We start from the raw sequence: 14,886 nt of genomic DNA on the forward strand, positions 1-14,886 counted from the left end.
TTTATTCGGTTCTTTATGCCCTGTAAAAATATTCCTTGCAAATCAAACAAAATTTCTAAAAATTCCGAAGATTGAGTTTTGAATTTTCAATTTAGTAAAAAACTCAAAACTCAAAACTCAAAACTATTTGGAAGGGCGACCACCTTCTACAACCCGCAGGCGCTGAGTAACGGTTGTCATGCCTTGTTCGCGGATTACAACCGTTGATACCCAATAATTCCCTTTTTTCAGGGGGGCGCGACCTACCTTAAAAATTCCACCTGATGACAGTAACTCCAGATCCACCGGCGCGGGTTTGGCAAAGCGATCGCCCCGCACAGGTTCTTCCACTGCTGCACCCAACATTAAATCGTCGCCTAGGGGTTCTTGGACGACCGCATCAAGGCTATAGGATTGACCAATACGAACCTCTTCCGGTAACTTCATGTCCACTGTGGGAGGCTTTACGCCTGCGGTCGTCTGAGTGCGTTCTCCCAGAATCTCCTGCTCAACAATTTTTTGACCTTGAAAGCGCTGACGCGATCGCAAAGCGGACTCAAACTTCATATCTTTGCCATCGATTCGCTGGGTGCCAGTAATCTGAGTCACCGTCTCCGCAACCAGGGCATCCCCTTCCTTTTCCCAAGATTTGAGTTCTGTACGATAACTCAGATTTGGGTAGCGCTTCCAGAGTTGAGTTAAAGCCTGTTGCAGACTCTGACGATTTAAGCCATCAGAATGGGTAAAATTCTGGCTATAGAACTGCATCACCGTATTGACATCCTGACGATTGGCCGCCGCATCAATTTGCGTGAGAGAATTTTTTAGCTCGACGGGTGCTGTTTCTGGACTCGCTGCCCGAACAGTGTTTGGATGAAGCAGGGACGTAAGAATTATAAAGGCAAAAATTTTTGACTTTTGCTTGATGAGAGACTGGAACAAGCTGACAGACGGAGTTATCTGGTTACGCATCACAGACGTGTTTGAATAATTGGATAAAGAAAACCGTGTCGAGCAACAGACGTGCTAAAGAGTAGAAATCCTGGATGCTCTATTGGCTAATTTATAACTGATTTTTAATCTTATCCGAGCCAGGACAGCCAGTAGGAGATAGAAACTTTGGCAAATGAACCGAAACGATTGTTAATTGCGGCGAGTGGTACTGGGGGACATTTATTTCCCGCGATCGCGCTAGCCGAAAAACTGCCAGACTATGAGATTGAGTGGCTAGGTGTCCCGAACCGCCTGGAAACCCAGTTAGTTCCGGCTCAATATCCCCTCAACACCATTGAGGTGGAAGGGTTTCAACAAGGGTTTGGACTGGGGACATTGGGCATTCTCCTGCGACTGACGGGTTCCATCCGGCAGGTACGCCAGCTACTTAAAGACAAGAATTTTCAGGGTGTATTCAGCACAGGGGGTTACATTGCCGCACCGGCGATTATTGCCGCACGGTCAATTGGAATTCCCGTGATTATGCACGAATCCAATGCCCTCCCCGGCAAAGTGACTCGCTGGTTGAGTCCGTGGTGTAATAGCGTGGCGCTGGGGTTTGAATATGGAGCGCATTACCTACCCCGCGCCGGAACCGCCTACACAGGCACTCCGGTTCGCGCTCAGTTTCGCACCCCCCAAAAGCTGGAGTTGCCGATTCCTGAAGATGTCCCCTTGATTGCGGTCGTTGGTGGCTCTCAGGGCGCTGTTGCCGTCAATCAAATCGTCCGCGAGTGCGCCCCAGCCTGGTTGAAGGCCGGTGCCTGGATTGTCCATCTGACGGGCGATAATGACCCTGATGCCCAAAGTTTCCAGCATCCTCAGTATTTTTCCATGCCGTTTTATGACAATATGGCGGCACTTTTGCAACGGACGAACCTGGCAATTAGCCGCGCTGGCGCTGGGACATTAACTGAACTTGCGGTTACGCAAACCCCAGCGATTCTCATTCCCTACCCTTTCGCCGCCGAAGATCATCAAGTCTACAATGGGGCAATTTTTAACTCAGCAGGCGCTGGTTTGGTATTCCGGCAGTCAGAACTGACGCCTCAGTTACTAGAAAGTAAGGTATTGAATTTATTGCAGTCGCCCGAACAACTACAACAAATGGCTCAAAAAGCTGCTACGCTAGCAGTTCCTGACAGTGCCGAACGTTTAGCCGATCTGGTGCGCCGAACGCTGTAGCCAAAAGGCTTTCAGTCACAAAGCCTTTGGATGAGAAATTAGGGTTTATCCACAAATTGGAACAGCCAATGTAACGCCAGTAATTGTTAGTTTTGAGGAGGGGCAACTTTAAGAGAAAGTTGCCCGTACAGTTGTTCCTCGCAAACCATGAAACTCAAAATCGCAACAGCTATACTCCTTGCCACTATTGGCTTTGTGGCTCCGGCTAAAGCGCAAGATCCCGAACCGATCGCCCCAACAACGCCCTCATCTCCAGCGCAACCAACTTCAGATCCAGTTTTGGAAGCCTGCGCCCAAGACCAAGCCGATACTTTACCCAATCCTTTCTCAGATGTGCCGTCGAATCACTGGGCATTCAAAGCGGTTCTAAGTATGTATTATTGTGGCGCTTATCGAGGGTCAAGTTCACCTGAGAGGGTTAAACCATTTTTGCAACAACAGATTCCTCAACAAAGCAGTAATCTGCCTGAAACCAAAGTGGAAGTTCCCCGAACTTAGGAGGATTTTGTGTATAAGTAAGGATGCGATCGCTCTCGGCACTTTTCTGAGAGCGATCGCATCCTTCTGATAGTCAATAGCCTAGTCTATACCCGCGTACCACATAATTTTGCGATGTAAAAGTGAGGTCAGTTGACAATGACTCAAGAACTCACCGACTTAAAAGCTTCCATTCTGGAAGGAAGATACGAAGATGCTTTGTCCCTGGTGGATGATTTGGAAGGGATGAGTAAAAAAGCTATTTTGCAGAATATTGAGAGCTTTCTCAGTAGAATGCTGGTTCACTTGATAAAGAATAAAATTGAGCAGCGTTTAACTAATTCTTGGGCAGTTTCTATTCGAGATTCGCTTCTAAAGATTCAAGCTTTAAATATTAAAGAAAATAGAACTTCCTTCTATATCAACCAGAATGAATGGGAATCTTATCTAGAAAATTCTTTTGAAGATGCTATATTCGCGGCAAATGTGGGAGTTTTAAATGGGATTTATACCCCATTTCAACTACAAGATATGGTAAGCAGAACGGAGATAATTGTCGCAGCAAATAAACTTCTAAGCTTGATCTATTCCAATTCAGCCAAGGCATTGCGCGACATTATGAGTGAGGAATTGAGTAAATTACCAGGCGCGGAAGAGTGGAAATTAGGAAAATAAAGTAAATTTGTTTCGGCTAGGATGCAGTAATTACACTGCTACTCTTAAGAAACAAGTCTTCCCACTCGTACCAAAATGCGATCGCGCCGCCCTCACTAACCTTTGTTCCTGTTTCTCTTCCTCCGCGTCCTCTGCGTCCTCTGCGGTTCGTTTCCAACTTAAACAGTGAATTCGTGAATTCCCCCCATTCAATCTCTCTCGAAGTTCAAGAAACAGGCAGTCGCATTGACCGCTATCTTTCCCAACAACTACCAGATTTATCCCGTTCGCGCATCCAGAAACTAATTGAAGACGGCAACGTGCTGCTGAACGGCACCGTCTGCACGTCGAAGAAAGCAACCATGCAAATGGGCGATCGCCTATCTTTAACGATTCCAGAAGTGCGATCGCTAGACCTGCAACCAGAAGAAATCCCTTTAGATGTTCTTTATGAAGATGATTCCCTGATTATCATCAACAAACCGGCGGGTTTAGTTGTTCATCCAGCCGCAGGACACGAAGCAGGCACTCTCGTCAACGCTCTTTTAGCCCACTGTCCTCTTGCGGAAATTGGCGGGGTGCAACGTCCGGGAATTGTCCATCGTCTTGACAAGGATACGACGGGGGCAATGGTTGTTGCCAAAACCGACCAAGCCCACCAACACCTGCAAGCTCAACTAAAAGCTAAAACCGCACGTCGGGAATATTTGGGCGTCGTCTACGGTTCTCCCCGCGCTGAGGGCGGCACAATTGACCAGCCTATCGGTCGTCATTCGGGCGATCGCAAAAAAATGGCTGTCGTACCTGTAGAGAAGGGGGGACGAGCGGCGATGACCCACTGGCGGGTGCAGGAACGCCTGGGAAACCACACGTTGATGCTTTTCCAACTCGAAACAGGTCGCACCCACCAAATTCGCGTTCACAGTGCCTACATCGGTTATCCAATTGTGGGAGATCCCGTTTACAGTTCTGGTCACTCTGTCGGCGTCAATCTTCCCGGTCAAGCGCTCCATGCTTGGCGGCTCCGGTTGCAGCATCCAGTAACCGGGGAGTTGATAGAAGCGATCGCACCCCTACCCTCAGCACTTGTAAAGCTTCTCGATGTGCTGCGAAGACGAATTGCTGCCACTAATCCACAATCGATAGACCGATAAGGCTTTATATATTTACATAAAACTACATAATTACATTTAGTTCCAAAAAACCCCTAACCCTTGCCGAGAAACTTTTTAAACAAATATTAAAAAACCATAAAAACAAAAACCTTGGCTTTTTTGAGTATAAATACTTGGAGAATTGTAACGAAGTATGTGGGAAATAAAATCCAAGACCCTTGGAAGGGTAAGGATTTGAGCTTTTATTCATGGCTCTTGAGATTGCTTAATAAATCTTAAAAAACAAAGCTGCGAAGGCGTTGTATAAAAATAACCGGAGGGATCAATAACAGACAAAAGTTAAACAAGACACGGATTTATCAAGGTTGCAAATCTCTCATAAAAGCACGGACTTTTCTCATATTTCTGTGAAAACCAATTTGTTGCAGGTAAAGTAACAGAAGGGATGGGAGAGCGACTTAAAAAGCGTGTTGGACTTATGTCTGGGCTTGACCAATCCAAGAGCTGATTCAATAGATTGAAGTAGCTCTGCTTGACAAATATCGACGTTTTAAAAAACCACACTCATCCAAATCAGTAGTAGGAGATTGAGTTCATGTTAGATGCATTCGCCAAGGTTGTTTCTCAGGCTGATGCCCGCGGTGAATTCTTGAGCACCGAGCAGCTCGATGCCCTGACCAATGTTGTCAAGGATGGCAGCAAGCGTTTGGATACCGTTAACCGCATCACCAGCAATGCTTCCAGCATTGTTGCCAACGCCGCTCGTGCTTTGTTTGAAGAGCAGCCTCAACTGATTCAACCAGGTGGAAACGCATACACCAACCGTCGTATGGCAGCTTGCCTCCGCGACATGGAAATCATCCTGCGCTACGTTACCTATGCCACAATTGCTGGTGATTCTAGCGTGTTGGACGATCGCTGCTTGAACGGTCTACGCGAAACCTACCAAGCGCTAGGCGTTCCTGGTGGTTCTGTTGCTGCTGGCGTCCAAAAGATGAAAGAAGCTGCGGTCAAAATCGCTAATGACCCCAATGGCATCACCAAGGGCGACTGTAGCCAACTGATGTCTGAAGTAGCTAGCTACTTCGATCGTGCCTCATCTGCTGTTGCTTAAGAACAACTAGCAAGCTTGCTGTTGGATAGACGCGAACATTCGCGTTGTTTAGTCGAAAACTTTGCAAACACTTTTAGGGAGATACCTCAACAATGAAGACCCCGATTACTGAAGCCATCGGCGCAGCCGATACCCAAGGTCGTTTCTTAGGCAACACCGAACTGACTGCTGTTAACGGTCGCTTTGAGCGTGCCGCTGCCAGCATGGAAGCTGCCCGTGCATTGACCCAAAAGGCTCAGCAACTGATTGATGGTGCTGCTCAAGCCGTGTACCAAAAGTTCCCATACACCACCCAGATGCAGGGGCCTCAGTATGCTTCTGACTCTCGTGGTAAATCCAAGTGTGCCCGTGACATCGGTCACTATCTGCGGATGGTTACCTACTGTCTAGTTGCTGGTGGTACAGGTCCAATGGACGAGTACCTGATTGCCGGTTTGGATGAAATCAACCGCACATTCGAGCTGTCCAACAGCTGGTACGTAGAAGCCCTCAAGAACATCAAGGCCAATCATGGTCTGACTGGTCAAGCTGCTAACGAAGCCAACACCTACATCGACTACGCCATTAACGCCCTGAGCTAGTATTCAGGTGCGGTGCCCGGAAGAATCAGCGAGTGTTGGCGTGCTTGCTAGCAGTTGCTAATTTTTCCGGGCATTGTTTTTCTCAATTTGAGTATAAAAATCTTAAAAAGTTGTTGCGTTGGGAGAGCAAGAATGGCCGGTTTAGTGGCGTCGAATTTAGCAGCAGCAGGCCGCCTAGGTCTTTCTGCATTTGATGAAACACGGGTGGAACTGCGGCCTGACTGGACAGAGGACGATCTGCAAGCGGTAATCCGCGCGGTTTACCGTCAGGTACTAGGCAACGATTACATCATGAAGTCGGAACGCCTAACCTATGCTGAATCGCAGCTTCGGCAAGGAAATATAACGGTAAGAGATTTTGTCCGCGCGATCGCTAAGTCAGATCTATACAAAAACAAGTTTTTCTTTCGCAATTCCAATACCCGCTTGATCGAACTCAACTACAAGCATTTGCTAGGGCGGGCACCTTACGCAGAGGATGAGATAAACTCCCACCTCAATATCTATGAGGAACAGGGGTACGACGCAGAAATCGATTCCTACATCGACAGCGTTGAGTATGAAGCCAACTTCGGAAACAACGTTGTCCCTTATTATCGTGGATTTATGGTAGAGCCGGGAGTGAGAACGACCGGCTTTACTCGTATGTTCCGCCTGTATCGGGGTTATGCGAATAGCGATCGCTCCCAAGTTGGAGGAAAAACTCCCCGACTGATGGGCGAATTGAGCCGAAATGAGGCTTCTACAATTTTCCAACCCTCTGGAAGTTCTTCATCCTGGAGATCGGCAGCGATTCCTCAAGACGCAGCCCCCAGAAAAGCCCTCGGCGGTACTAAGGAACAAAGCGGACGGGTTTATCGCATTGAAGTGTCTGGAATTCTCAGCCCAGGCTACCCGAAAGTCCGTCGCAGTAGCAACGCCTTCCTAGTGCCCTACGAGCAGCTGTCCCAAAAACTACAGCAAATTACGAAACAGGGCGGCAAAATTGTCAGCGTTACACCCGCTTAAGGTGAGCAGATTCTAAGTGTCATCGCACTTAGTCTTTTTTGAATGAGTCTTTTTTGACAATGGTGATGACACCAACTATCAAGTTTCATGTCATCACCCCCTCAACTGTTTTCAACCCAATTACAGGAGCTATTTCAACGATGTTTGGACAAACTGCACTTGGGAGCGGTACTTTGGGTGACGCTGCCAATCGGGTATTTCGCTACGAAGTCGAAGGTTTACGTCAGACTTACGAATCTGACAAACTCAGCTATCCCATTCGCCGTAGTGGCAGTTTCTATATCACAGTGCCCTACAGCCGCATGAATGAAGAAATGCAGCGGATTAACCGCATGGGTGGCAGAATCGTCAACATTCAGCCCTTAACTCTGGATGGAGACAGCGAAGCTAAAAGCCAAGCGACAACAGCCCATCAAAATCATGACGCTGAAGGCAAGCGCTAAGCCGATTCAGCTTACCCAGAAAGCCCATTCAGCCATGTTCGTAAAAGCCAAGTCATTGCACTCCTACGATGCGATCGCCTAATCCCGATCGATATTCTGAATCAGACTCACCGTCCGGAAATTCACCGGGTAGCGAACCGCTAACGGTGGAGCGGGCAATTGCCAATCTCCGCCATGAAGATTTAAGTCTCCGCTACTATGCTGCCTGGTGGCTGGGTAAATTCCGCGTGCGCGAGTCTGCTGCTGTAGAAGCTCTGATTACAGCTTTGGAGGATGAATCGGATCGGACAGAGCTAGGTGGATACCCCCTCCGTCGCAATGCCGCACGAGCGCTAGGGAAACTAAGCGATCGCCGAGCCGTTCCAGGGCTGATTCGTTGTTTGCGCTGCTCCGACTTCTATGTTCGAGAAGCCGCAGCTCAGTCTTTGGGAATGCTGGGCGATCGCACCTGCATTCCGGAACTGATGCAACTGCTAGAAGGGGGTGTGGCAGCCGCTCTGCCAGTACCAGGGCGACCCCATCTGACACAACCCTATGAAGCAGTGCTGGAAGCCTTAGGAGCACTTCAAGCGGCGGAAGCAACTGCTCAGATTCAACCGTTTCTGGAGCATCCTGTCGCGCGGGTGCAATATGCAGCAGCGCGGGCAATGTACCAGTTAACGGAAGATTCCGTTTATGGGGAACGCTTGGTTCAAGCATTGGAAGGCAGCGATCTGCAACTGCGCCGCATCGTATTATCAGACTTGGGTGCGATTGGTTATCTGCCAGCAGCGGAAGCGATCGCCAGTGCTGCCACCGAAAATAGCTTCAAACTCATTGCCCTCAAAGGGCTGCTGGAACACGTACAGGCACGAGCGATCGCGTCTTTACACCCAGATGAACCGAATTCGCTATCTGCTGACGCCATCAGGGTGATGACCCTGATGGATGCTTTGTTATAGTCAATTGTCGTTTTCTAATGGCTAATCGCAAGTAGCAAATGGCAATTAACAACTAGCAATCAGTAAGTAGCTAGACATAACTTAAACAGCACGTAGCCTATAGGTAGGGTGGGCACTGCCCACCCATTGCACGGCACGGGTGGCAGTGCCCACCCTACTGCTTCGTTTATTTATGCTCAGCTACTTAACAAATGGCAATTGACAATTCGCAATTCGCCATTGACCACCGAGCGCCGATGATGGACTAATGACTGATTCGCCCCAAGAACTGATTCGTGCCATTGAACAGGCAGATTCCCCCGGACGTTTGGTGGCGTCAGTCCGAGCCTTAGCTGCCGCCCGTCTAGAAGTTGGGATTCCTACCCTGATCGCCGTCTTAGGTTATAACAACCCAGGAGCGGCAGTAGCAGCAGTAGACGGGCTGATTCAGTTAGGGGAAATCGCCGTACAACCCTTGCTGGAAAAACTGGACGCCTATGACTACGGTGCCAGGGCTTATGCGATTCGTGCCCTAGCCGGAATCGCCGACCCCCGCGCTTTAGACATCTTAGTAGAGGCAGCAGTCACCGACTTCGCGCCCAGCGTTCGCCGCGCTGCTGCGAAAGGGCTGGGAAACCTCCGGTGGAACACGTTGAATGCCCAACAGATTCAAAGCGCGATCGCTAGGGCATTAGAAACCCTGCTGCTCATTTCTCAAGACCAGGACTGGGCGATTCGCTACGCCGCTGTCGTCGGCTTGCAAGCACTCTCCACTCAGTTGGAAGTCCGCCCGTCCATCCAAAAGCGATTAGCGGAAATGGCTTTAGATAATGACCCAGCAGTTCGTGCCAGAGTTCAGCTGGCTCACCAGTCATTAGTGATGAGTCCTTAGCAAAGGCCCATTCGTCTTTTATTCATGGACTCATCACTAACAGCTAACAACTAACAACTAACAACAAAAAATATGCCAATTCCACTTCTTGAAATTACACCAACCACGCAGAATCAGCGTGTAGAAGGGTACGAAGTACCTGATGAGGACGACGCACAGATTTATCGATTGACAGATGCAACCTCAGACACGGCAATTAATGACTTGATCTGGGCTGCCTACCGGCAAATCATCAGCGAACATTTAATTTTAGAAAGCTACCGCCAACCTTTTCTAGAATCTCAACTGCGGAATCGAGCCATATCCGTGCGCGAGTTTATTCGAGGATTGGGCAAGTCCGATGTTTATCGGCAGTTGGTGGCAGACACGAACTCCAACTACCGCTTAGTTGACATCACTTTCAAGCGGTTTCTGGGACGCGCTACCTATGGCAAAGACGAGCAAATTGCTTGGTCAATTGTAATTGCTTCCAAGGGATTGCATGGCTTTATCGATGCCGTTGTTGATAGCGAAGAATACCGCCAGAACTTCGGCGATGAGATTGTACCTTATCAGCGCCGCCGGTTTAACGAGCGACCCTTTAACTTGGTCAACCCCCGGTACAGTGATTACTGGCGCGGTCGCATGATGGGTCTAGATACTCGGAGTTACTTCCAAGTGGGGGGTCAAAACGCAACGGGTAAAACCTCGGTTCGTCAAGCAATTCCAAACAACTTCTTGGAAATGGCTCGGAGTATTGCCCCTAGCGAAGTCAACTACCAGCGCACCAGAGATCGGGTACTCTCTCAAATTAAAAACATGGAGATTCCCGACACGAGGAGCAAAGCTGCCAACTTGCAACCTGCTGTAGGTCGCACCGACGTAGCCCTTCCTTACCGCTACCTTTATCCAACGCCCAAAGCCTAAAGGCTAATAGCTAATTGTTCATGGTTCATGGCAATTAGCAATCCAACAAGATAGGAACTAACAATTTACCTATGTCAATCCCTTTGCTTTCATACAAACCCAGTTCGCAGAACCAGCGAGTATCGGGTTACGAAGTGCCGAACGAAGATACTCCCCGGAGTTATCGCCTTGAAAACTGCATTGACAATAGCGACCTTGAAGAATTAATCTGGGCAGCCTACCGTCAGGTTTTCAGCGAACACGAAATCCTCAATTCTTTTCGTCAAGTTGACCTAGAATCTCAAGTGAAGAACCGCGCCATTACTGTGCGCGACTTCATCCGAGGTTTGGCGAAGACTGAGGGATTTTACCGCTTGGTTGTTGAGAAAAACTCCAACTATCGAGTCGTCGAAGTTTGCCTCAAACGGATCTTGGGCAGGGCACCCTACAACAAAGACGAAGAAATCGCCTGGTCAATTAAGATTGCCACTAAGGGACTGAGCGGCTTCATTGATGCCCTAGTCGATAGTGAGGAGTATCAGTCTAACTTTGGCGACAGTACGGTGCCTTATCAGCGTCGTCGCTACAAAGATCGACCCTTTAACTTGGTGACGCCTAGCTACGCCGATTACTGGCGCGATAAGGAAGAAAGTGCACGCTACAAATGGGGCAATGTGCAAAACTTCTTGGATATGGCACGGGCAATCAACCCGAAAGCTGTCACCAATACTGTTACCGTTAACACGGCTAACATCAAAATTCCCGACATGACACGGGATAATACAGCGCAAGAGACACGAGTCTCGATTAACTCGCAAGTAAGTTTTCCTCTCCGGTAGCACGGGGATTCCATCGACCAGAGGATACCCCGATGCTGGAAAATAGGAAGTCTCAACCACTTTATAAGGGAGATTTTTAAATGGCACTGCCATTACTTGAATACAAACCAACCACCCAAAACCAACGAGTTAAGAGCTTTGGAAAAGCGGATCTTAACGAAGATACCCCATACATCTATCGCGTGGAAGATGCCAATTCACCGATAGAAATGGAGCAGCTGATTTGGGCGGCTTATCGCCAAGTCTTCAGCGAGCATGAAATCCTCAGATTCAACCGTCAGATTACCCTAGAATCTCAGCTGAAAAATGCGACGATTACAGTAAGGGAATTTATTGCTGGTCTGGCGAAGTCAGAGGCATTTTACCGTGTGGTTGTCTCGGTCAATAACAACTATCGCCTTGTAAACATTTGTCTCAAGCGTTTTTTAGGTCGGGAGCCTTACAACAAAGCCGAAGAAATCGCTTGGTCGATTAAAATTGCCACTTTGGGCTTCAGCGGTTTTGTTGATGCCTTGGTGAACAGCGAAGAATATACCGACAACTTTGGGGACTTCACCGTACCCTACCAGCGCAAGCGGATGGAACAGCGTCCTTTTAACCTGGTGACGCCTCGCTATGGCGAAGACTTCCGCGAAAGTGCTGGCACAGTCAAGACCGATTGGCGCTTCACTGTGGAGAAGTTCTACAGCCGCAAGAACCAAGAACGGCAACTTCCCGAAGGCGATCCCCGCCGGTTCCGCGAGGTTGCGGCGTCGCTCAGTACCAAGCGCAACTACCCACAACGGGTCTCTGCGTTTGACATTGACTACCTCAGCCGAGTGCCCGTGCGTGGCAACCGCTAAGGGATAAAGTGCTAGTTTCCTAGACTGCTTGCACTTCTGATAAAACTAAACTGTGGCTCTGATTCCTGCTCTCAATACAGCTAGATAATGTCCTATAAAGACATCTAGTCGTTAGAGTGAGCGGTCATCAGAGCCACAAACTTTTTGGGTGCATACGGCATAGGCGATCGCCTACTCACACCTCATCTGGATTAACGTGAGTTCGGGTTAAATAGACTCAGGCAAAAAGGCATCGGGTAGGAGGGACGGTTTCTTGGGCTGGTGGCAGTAGGCAATCAACCCGCAGACCAAGTTGACTCTTCAGTTGACCGGCGAACGGTGACGAGAATGCTCAATCTGAGAAATGTTCTTCAACTGGTCAATTACCGATTCAATGATGGCTCGTCGCCGCAGGAGCAGCTTATCTGCCAAGCTCATCAAGCGGTTTTTCATGTTCCGTTTGAGCTTGGTCACCAGGTGAATGCTCCAGTCTTGCCATAGCTGAAGGGCGAGTTTTTGGGAGACATCACCCCGGTCACCAAACACCTTACCAAAGAGCTGTTGCAGCAATTGGGGGACAGGCTGACGGTCATCCACATTGCCCGGAGTGAGGAGCGCGTTAAGCAACTCCCCATGCTCGTTGACCACTAGGTGCAGCTTAAACCCAAAGAACCAGTCCACCGATGTTTTGCCCCTCGCGGCTAGGGACTTGAACACTTTGTGGGAGGCGATGCGACGGTTGTGGCAGACCTTGATGCTGGTCGAATCGATAAAGCTGATGCTCGTACAGTTGCCTTCTTCAGTGGCGCAGGTAGGCGCACAGTGGAATCAGGGTGGAGGGCATCCATTCCACGAAGCGTTGGTAGCTGACTAATTGAGGAAAGGCATTGCGCCAGTAACGACAGACAAACTGGGTATAGAACCACTTGAAATTGCGATACGCCGATTGATGGAAGGCAACCAAGATCGTCATGATCTCGCTTAAACTCAAACTGCGGGAGCGGGAACGACGCTGTAACCCTTCACCCAACAGGCGTTGTTGCCACTGCGGTTCAAACCATCGGCAAAAATCATCGACATGGCAAAACAAGGCTTCTAGACTAAGCATAGGGTGGTCAGATGGGTTGAGAATTAGGTACTTTCAACTGTATCTGTTCCACCCTTCCTTATCCCGAACTCACGTTGGATTAATCCCCATTGAGCGCAATCTCTCTGCTAATTGCTCTGCTCTAGCTTGAGCCGATTCTTTCTGTTATTGCTGGTTGCTAAGGCGTAGTATCTCTCGCACTTCTACTAAAATTTGCCCCAACATATTCTTGCCACTACCATCAGCACCGCAACCCCAATAATAATCACCAGGTGCATTTTCAACAATTAACTCATCGCCTGTAGAAAGTAATTCTTCGCGAATGTCGGCATGAGTCTCAAATTTGCGTAGCACGGCTTTTCGCATAATGTCATCTTTTACCTGTTCCCAATCGGGACGCAGGGGCCGCGATCGCTCTCGTCCCATTCTCGCCGCATCCTTCGGTGTCTTTACCTGGCGAATTTGGTCAGCGTGAGGCGTTCCAACAAACTTTTGCGCTTGAAAATAATGTTCGCTGGTAGGCCAATAAAACCCATCTAATTCAAAGCCGTGAGGCGAAAAATTAGAGAAACAACTATATTTTTCGCGGGTACTGTAAAAGTAAATAGTCATCGGAAAAAGTGTAAATTTTAGCTGAGTAAAGACTAAATGCTAAGCTGCTACACAAGATAGGAAATTTAAATTTATGTATCGGATTCTTTGGATCTTTTCCTTAGATGTTTAGCCTTTTTCTGCAATTCCTGAAAATAGTCCGACTCTGTAATTTCAGCTACCTGACGCGCTGCTTTGGCTTCATCAATCTCGATCCGGAGTTCCTGTAACTGTTGTTTCAGGCGTTGTTCGCGGGCGTAAATTTCACGCGCCATGCTCTCGAAAACCCGCCCCATCTGTCCCAATTCATCGGCACGACGGGCAACATCTTTTAAACTTTCTAAATCGAATTCCTCAACTTTATCGGAAGTTGTACCAGCAGTAATTTTTTGAGCCAGCTTAGCCATGAGTTTAACTGGCTGAACAACAGTTTGTTTTAATAAGTAATTAATTATAAGCACGGCAAAAGTAAAAATGCCGAGAAAAATTCCGATAATTAGGAAAAAAGAACGGTTGGCTCTCTCAAAAACTTGCTCGGCGGGGACATAGATGACTTGAGCACCAATAATTTCATTTAATTGCCAACCAAAACCGTTTTTACTGCCATAGGTTTTTATCAAATTCTTCGGCGCTGCGGCTGGAGTCGAATGGCAGCGGAGACAACTCTCTTGTTCAATCGCAATCGGTAAAGCTTTATAAAATACTTGCTTGCCAAATAAAGAGCGAAAACCTGAGATTTCTTTCGTTTCTGGTTCGTTGCGAAAGCGGGTTACAATTTTGTCTTCAAAGTTATCTGTTTTATCTAGCAAATTTGTAGGATTCAGAGTAGCATCTTTGTAGAATAAATCTTTATATTCTCCTTTCTGACGTAAACCTTCAAAAACTTCTCTTACAGAAAAGCTAGGAATTGTTTCAGGAATAAATTCTGGTTGAGCTTCTGCACTCTGCGCTAAGAGAGGACTAATCTGAGTATTTATATAGTCTCTCAGTGAGTTCATTGTCTCCATGAGAACTACACCTTTAGAGATAATTTCATTTTCGGCTCTGTGCTGAAGTGCCTTAGACAAAGCAATCCCACTAACAACAATCCCAAAGATAAAAACTAGCGATAGAAGTAAGGTGAATTTGGTACCCAGCTTGAATTTATTCAACATGATTATTTTCCTGTTGTATCACAATGAGCGCCCAGTATAGCAACCGCCAAGATAGTTAGGACGTAGAGTAGAGATCACCTGTTGTCCTGAAGTTATTCAAGCTGCTCATGGCAAACCCCTATAGTTATGACCTGCGTCAGAAGGTGAT

16 protein-coding genes and 1 pseudogene are annotated in these 14,886 nt (G+C 48.0%); 13 read left to right on the forward strand and 4 right to left on the reverse strand.

Annotation, left to right across the window (positions count from 1 at the left end):
- Positions 1–123: 123 nt before the first annotated feature.
- Complete coding sequence (locus tag NC997_RS02970) at positions 124–951, reverse strand: nuclear transport factor 2 family protein (protein WP_190529566.1); 828 nt, start codon at positions 949–951, stop codon at positions 124–126.
- A gap of 147 nt (positions 952–1,098) precedes the next feature.
- Between NC997_RS02970 and murG the strand changes: the two genes are divergently transcribed.
- The 13 genes from murG (at position 1,099) to NC997_RS03035 (ending at position 11,927) form a co-directional block, all read left to right on the forward strand.
- Positions 1,099–2,157 (forward strand): undecaprenyldiphospho-muramoylpentapeptide beta-N-acetylglucosaminyltransferase, encoded by a 1,059-nt coding sequence (murG, locus tag NC997_RS02975; protein WP_190529567.1) that lies wholly within the window; start codon positions 1,099–1,101, stop codon positions 2,155–2,157.
- A 147-nt stretch (positions 2,158–2,304) separates the two neighbouring features.
- The gene (locus NC997_RS02980) at positions 2,305–2,655 is read left to right on the forward strand and encodes an S-layer protein (protein ID WP_190429929.1); all 351 of its coding nucleotides are present in this window, start codon (positions 2,305–2,307) and stop codon (positions 2,653–2,655) included.
- 138 nt (positions 2,656–2,793) lie between these two features.
- The gene (locus NC997_RS02985; RefSeq protein WP_190529569.1) at positions 2,794–3,309 is read left to right on the forward strand and encodes a DUF29 family protein; all 516 of its coding nucleotides are present in this window, start codon (positions 2,794–2,796) and stop codon (positions 3,307–3,309) included.
- 173 nt (positions 3,310–3,482) lie between these two features.
- The gene (locus tag NC997_RS02990) at positions 3,483–4,442 is read left to right on the forward strand and encodes an RluA family pseudouridine synthase (RefSeq protein ID WP_190529571.1); all 960 of its coding nucleotides are present in this window, start codon (positions 3,483–3,485) and stop codon (positions 4,440–4,442) included.
- A 556-nt stretch (positions 4,443–4,998) separates the two neighbouring features.
- The gene (locus NC997_RS02995) at positions 4,999–5,517 is read left to right on the forward strand and encodes a phycocyanin subunit beta (RefSeq protein ID WP_190411798.1); all 519 of its coding nucleotides are present in this window, start codon (positions 4,999–5,001) and stop codon (positions 5,515–5,517) included.
- 92 nt (positions 5,518–5,609) lie between these two features.
- Positions 5,610–6,098 (forward strand): phycocyanin subunit alpha, encoded by a 489-nt coding sequence (cpcA, locus tag NC997_RS03000; protein WP_190411797.1) that lies wholly within the window; start codon positions 5,610–5,612, stop codon positions 6,096–6,098.
- A gap of 132 nt (positions 6,099–6,230) precedes the next feature.
- Positions 6,231–7,106: a phycobilisome linker polypeptide gene (locus NC997_RS03005; RefSeq protein ID WP_190411796.1), complete on the forward strand. Its 876-nt coding sequence runs from the start codon at positions 6,231–6,233 to the stop codon at positions 7,104–7,106.
- A 65-nt stretch (positions 7,107–7,171) separates the two neighbouring features.
- Positions 7,172–7,549, forward strand: a complete 378-nt coding sequence (locus NC997_RS03010; protein ID WP_242030379.1) for a phycobilisome linker polypeptide — start codon at positions 7,172–7,174, stop codon at positions 7,547–7,549.
- Between the two features lie 68 nt (positions 7,550–7,617).
- Positions 7,618–8,490 (forward strand): HEAT repeat domain-containing protein, encoded by an 873-nt coding sequence (locus NC997_RS03015; RefSeq protein WP_190529573.1) that lies wholly within the window; start codon positions 7,618–7,620, stop codon positions 8,488–8,490.
- Positions 8,491–8,737: 247 nt separating this feature from the next.
- Positions 8,738–9,361 carry a HEAT repeat domain-containing protein gene (locus NC997_RS03020; RefSeq protein WP_190529575.1) on the forward strand — a complete coding sequence of 208 codons (624 nt, stop codon included), beginning with the start codon at positions 8,738–8,740 and terminating at the stop codon, positions 9,359–9,361.
- 72 nt (positions 9,362–9,433) lie between these two features.
- Complete coding sequence (locus NC997_RS03025) at positions 9,434–10,267, forward strand: phycobilisome rod-core linker polypeptide (protein WP_190529577.1); 834 nt, start codon at positions 9,434–9,436, stop codon at positions 10,265–10,267.
- A 71-nt stretch (positions 10,268–10,338) separates the two neighbouring features.
- Positions 10,339–11,085: a phycobilisome rod-core linker polypeptide gene (locus tag NC997_RS03030; RefSeq protein WP_190411792.1), complete on the forward strand. Its 747-nt coding sequence runs from the start codon at positions 10,339–10,341 to the stop codon at positions 11,083–11,085.
- A gap of 80 nt (positions 11,086–11,165) precedes the next feature.
- The gene (locus tag NC997_RS03035; RefSeq protein ID WP_190411791.1) at positions 11,166–11,927 is read left to right on the forward strand and encodes a phycobilisome rod-core linker polypeptide; all 762 of its coding nucleotides are present in this window, start codon (positions 11,166–11,168) and stop codon (positions 11,925–11,927) included.
- Between the two features lie 207 nt (positions 11,928–12,134).
- On the opposite strand, the pseudogene NC997_RS03040 reads toward NC997_RS03035, so the two are convergent.
- The 3 genes and pseudogenes from NC997_RS03040 to NC997_RS03050 all read right to left on the reverse strand — a co-directional run bounded on the left by NC997_RS03040 (position 12,135) and on the right by NC997_RS03050 (position 14,738).
- A pseudogene (locus tag NC997_RS03040) lies at positions 12,135–13,014 on the reverse strand (IS982 family transposase).
- A 144-nt stretch (positions 13,015–13,158) separates the two neighbouring features.
- The gene (locus NC997_RS03045; RefSeq protein WP_190529579.1) at positions 13,159–13,605 is read right to left on the reverse strand and encodes an NADAR family protein; all 447 of its coding nucleotides are present in this window, start codon (positions 13,603–13,605) and stop codon (positions 13,159–13,161) included.
- A gap of 71 nt (positions 13,606–13,676) precedes the next feature.
- Positions 13,677–14,738 carry a DUF3365 domain-containing protein gene (locus NC997_RS03050; protein ID WP_190529581.1) on the reverse strand — a complete coding sequence of 354 codons (1,062 nt, stop codon included), beginning with the start codon at positions 14,736–14,738 and terminating at the stop codon, positions 13,677–13,679.
- Between the last annotated feature and the right edge of the window lie 148 nt (positions 14,739–14,886).

The sequence above is a fragment of the Trichocoleus sp. DQ-A2 genome, assembly GCF_039961915.1.
Lineage (GTDB): Bacteria > Cyanobacteriota > Cyanobacteriia > Cyanobacteriales > FACHB-T130 > FACHB-T130.

Coding starts and splice junctions, on each gene's coding strand:
- NC997_RS02970 (WP_190529566.1), bottom strand. CDS start 951: ATGCGTAACCAGATAACTCCGTCTGTCAGCTTGTTCCAGTCTCTCATC.
- NC997_RS02980 (WP_190429929.1), top strand. CDS start 2,305: ATGAAACTCAAAATCGCAACAGCTATACTCCTTGCCACTATTGGCTTT.
- NC997_RS02985 (WP_190529569.1), top strand. CDS start 2,794: ATGACTCAAGAACTCACCGACTTAAAAGCTTCCATTCTGGAAGGAAGA.
- NC997_RS02995 (WP_190411798.1), top strand. CDS start 4,999: ATGTTAGATGCATTCGCCAAGGTTGTTTCTCAGGCTGATGCCCGCGGT.
- cpcA (WP_190411797.1), top strand. CDS start 5,610: ATGAAGACCCCGATTACTGAAGCCATCGGCGCAGCCGATACCCAAGGT.
- NC997_RS03005 (WP_190411796.1), top strand. CDS start 6,231: ATGGCCGGTTTAGTGGCGTCGAATTTAGCAGCAGCAGGCCGCCTAGGT.
- NC997_RS03010 (WP_242030379.1), top strand. CDS start 7,172: ATGACACCAACTATCAAGTTTCATGTCATCACCCCCTCAACTGTTTTC.
- NC997_RS03015 (WP_190529573.1), top strand. CDS start 7,618: ATGCGATCGCCTAATCCCGATCGATATTCTGAATCAGACTCACCGTCC.
- NC997_RS03020 (WP_190529575.1), top strand. CDS start 8,738: ATGACTGATTCGCCCCAAGAACTGATTCGTGCCATTGAACAGGCAGAT.
- NC997_RS03025 (WP_190529577.1), top strand. CDS start 9,434: ATGCCAATTCCACTTCTTGAAATTACACCAACCACGCAGAATCAGCGT.
- NC997_RS03030 (WP_190411792.1), top strand. CDS start 10,339: ATGTCAATCCCTTTGCTTTCATACAAACCCAGTTCGCAGAACCAGCGA.
- NC997_RS03035 (WP_190411791.1), top strand. CDS start 11,166: ATGGCACTGCCATTACTTGAATACAAACCAACCACCCAAAACCAACGA.
- NC997_RS03045 (WP_190529579.1), bottom strand. CDS start 13,605: ATGACTATTTACTTTTACAGTACCCGCGAAAAATATAGTTGTTTCTCT.
- NC997_RS03050 (WP_190529581.1), bottom strand. CDS start 14,738: ATGTTGAATAAATTCAAGCTGGGTACCAAATTCACCTTACTTCTATCG.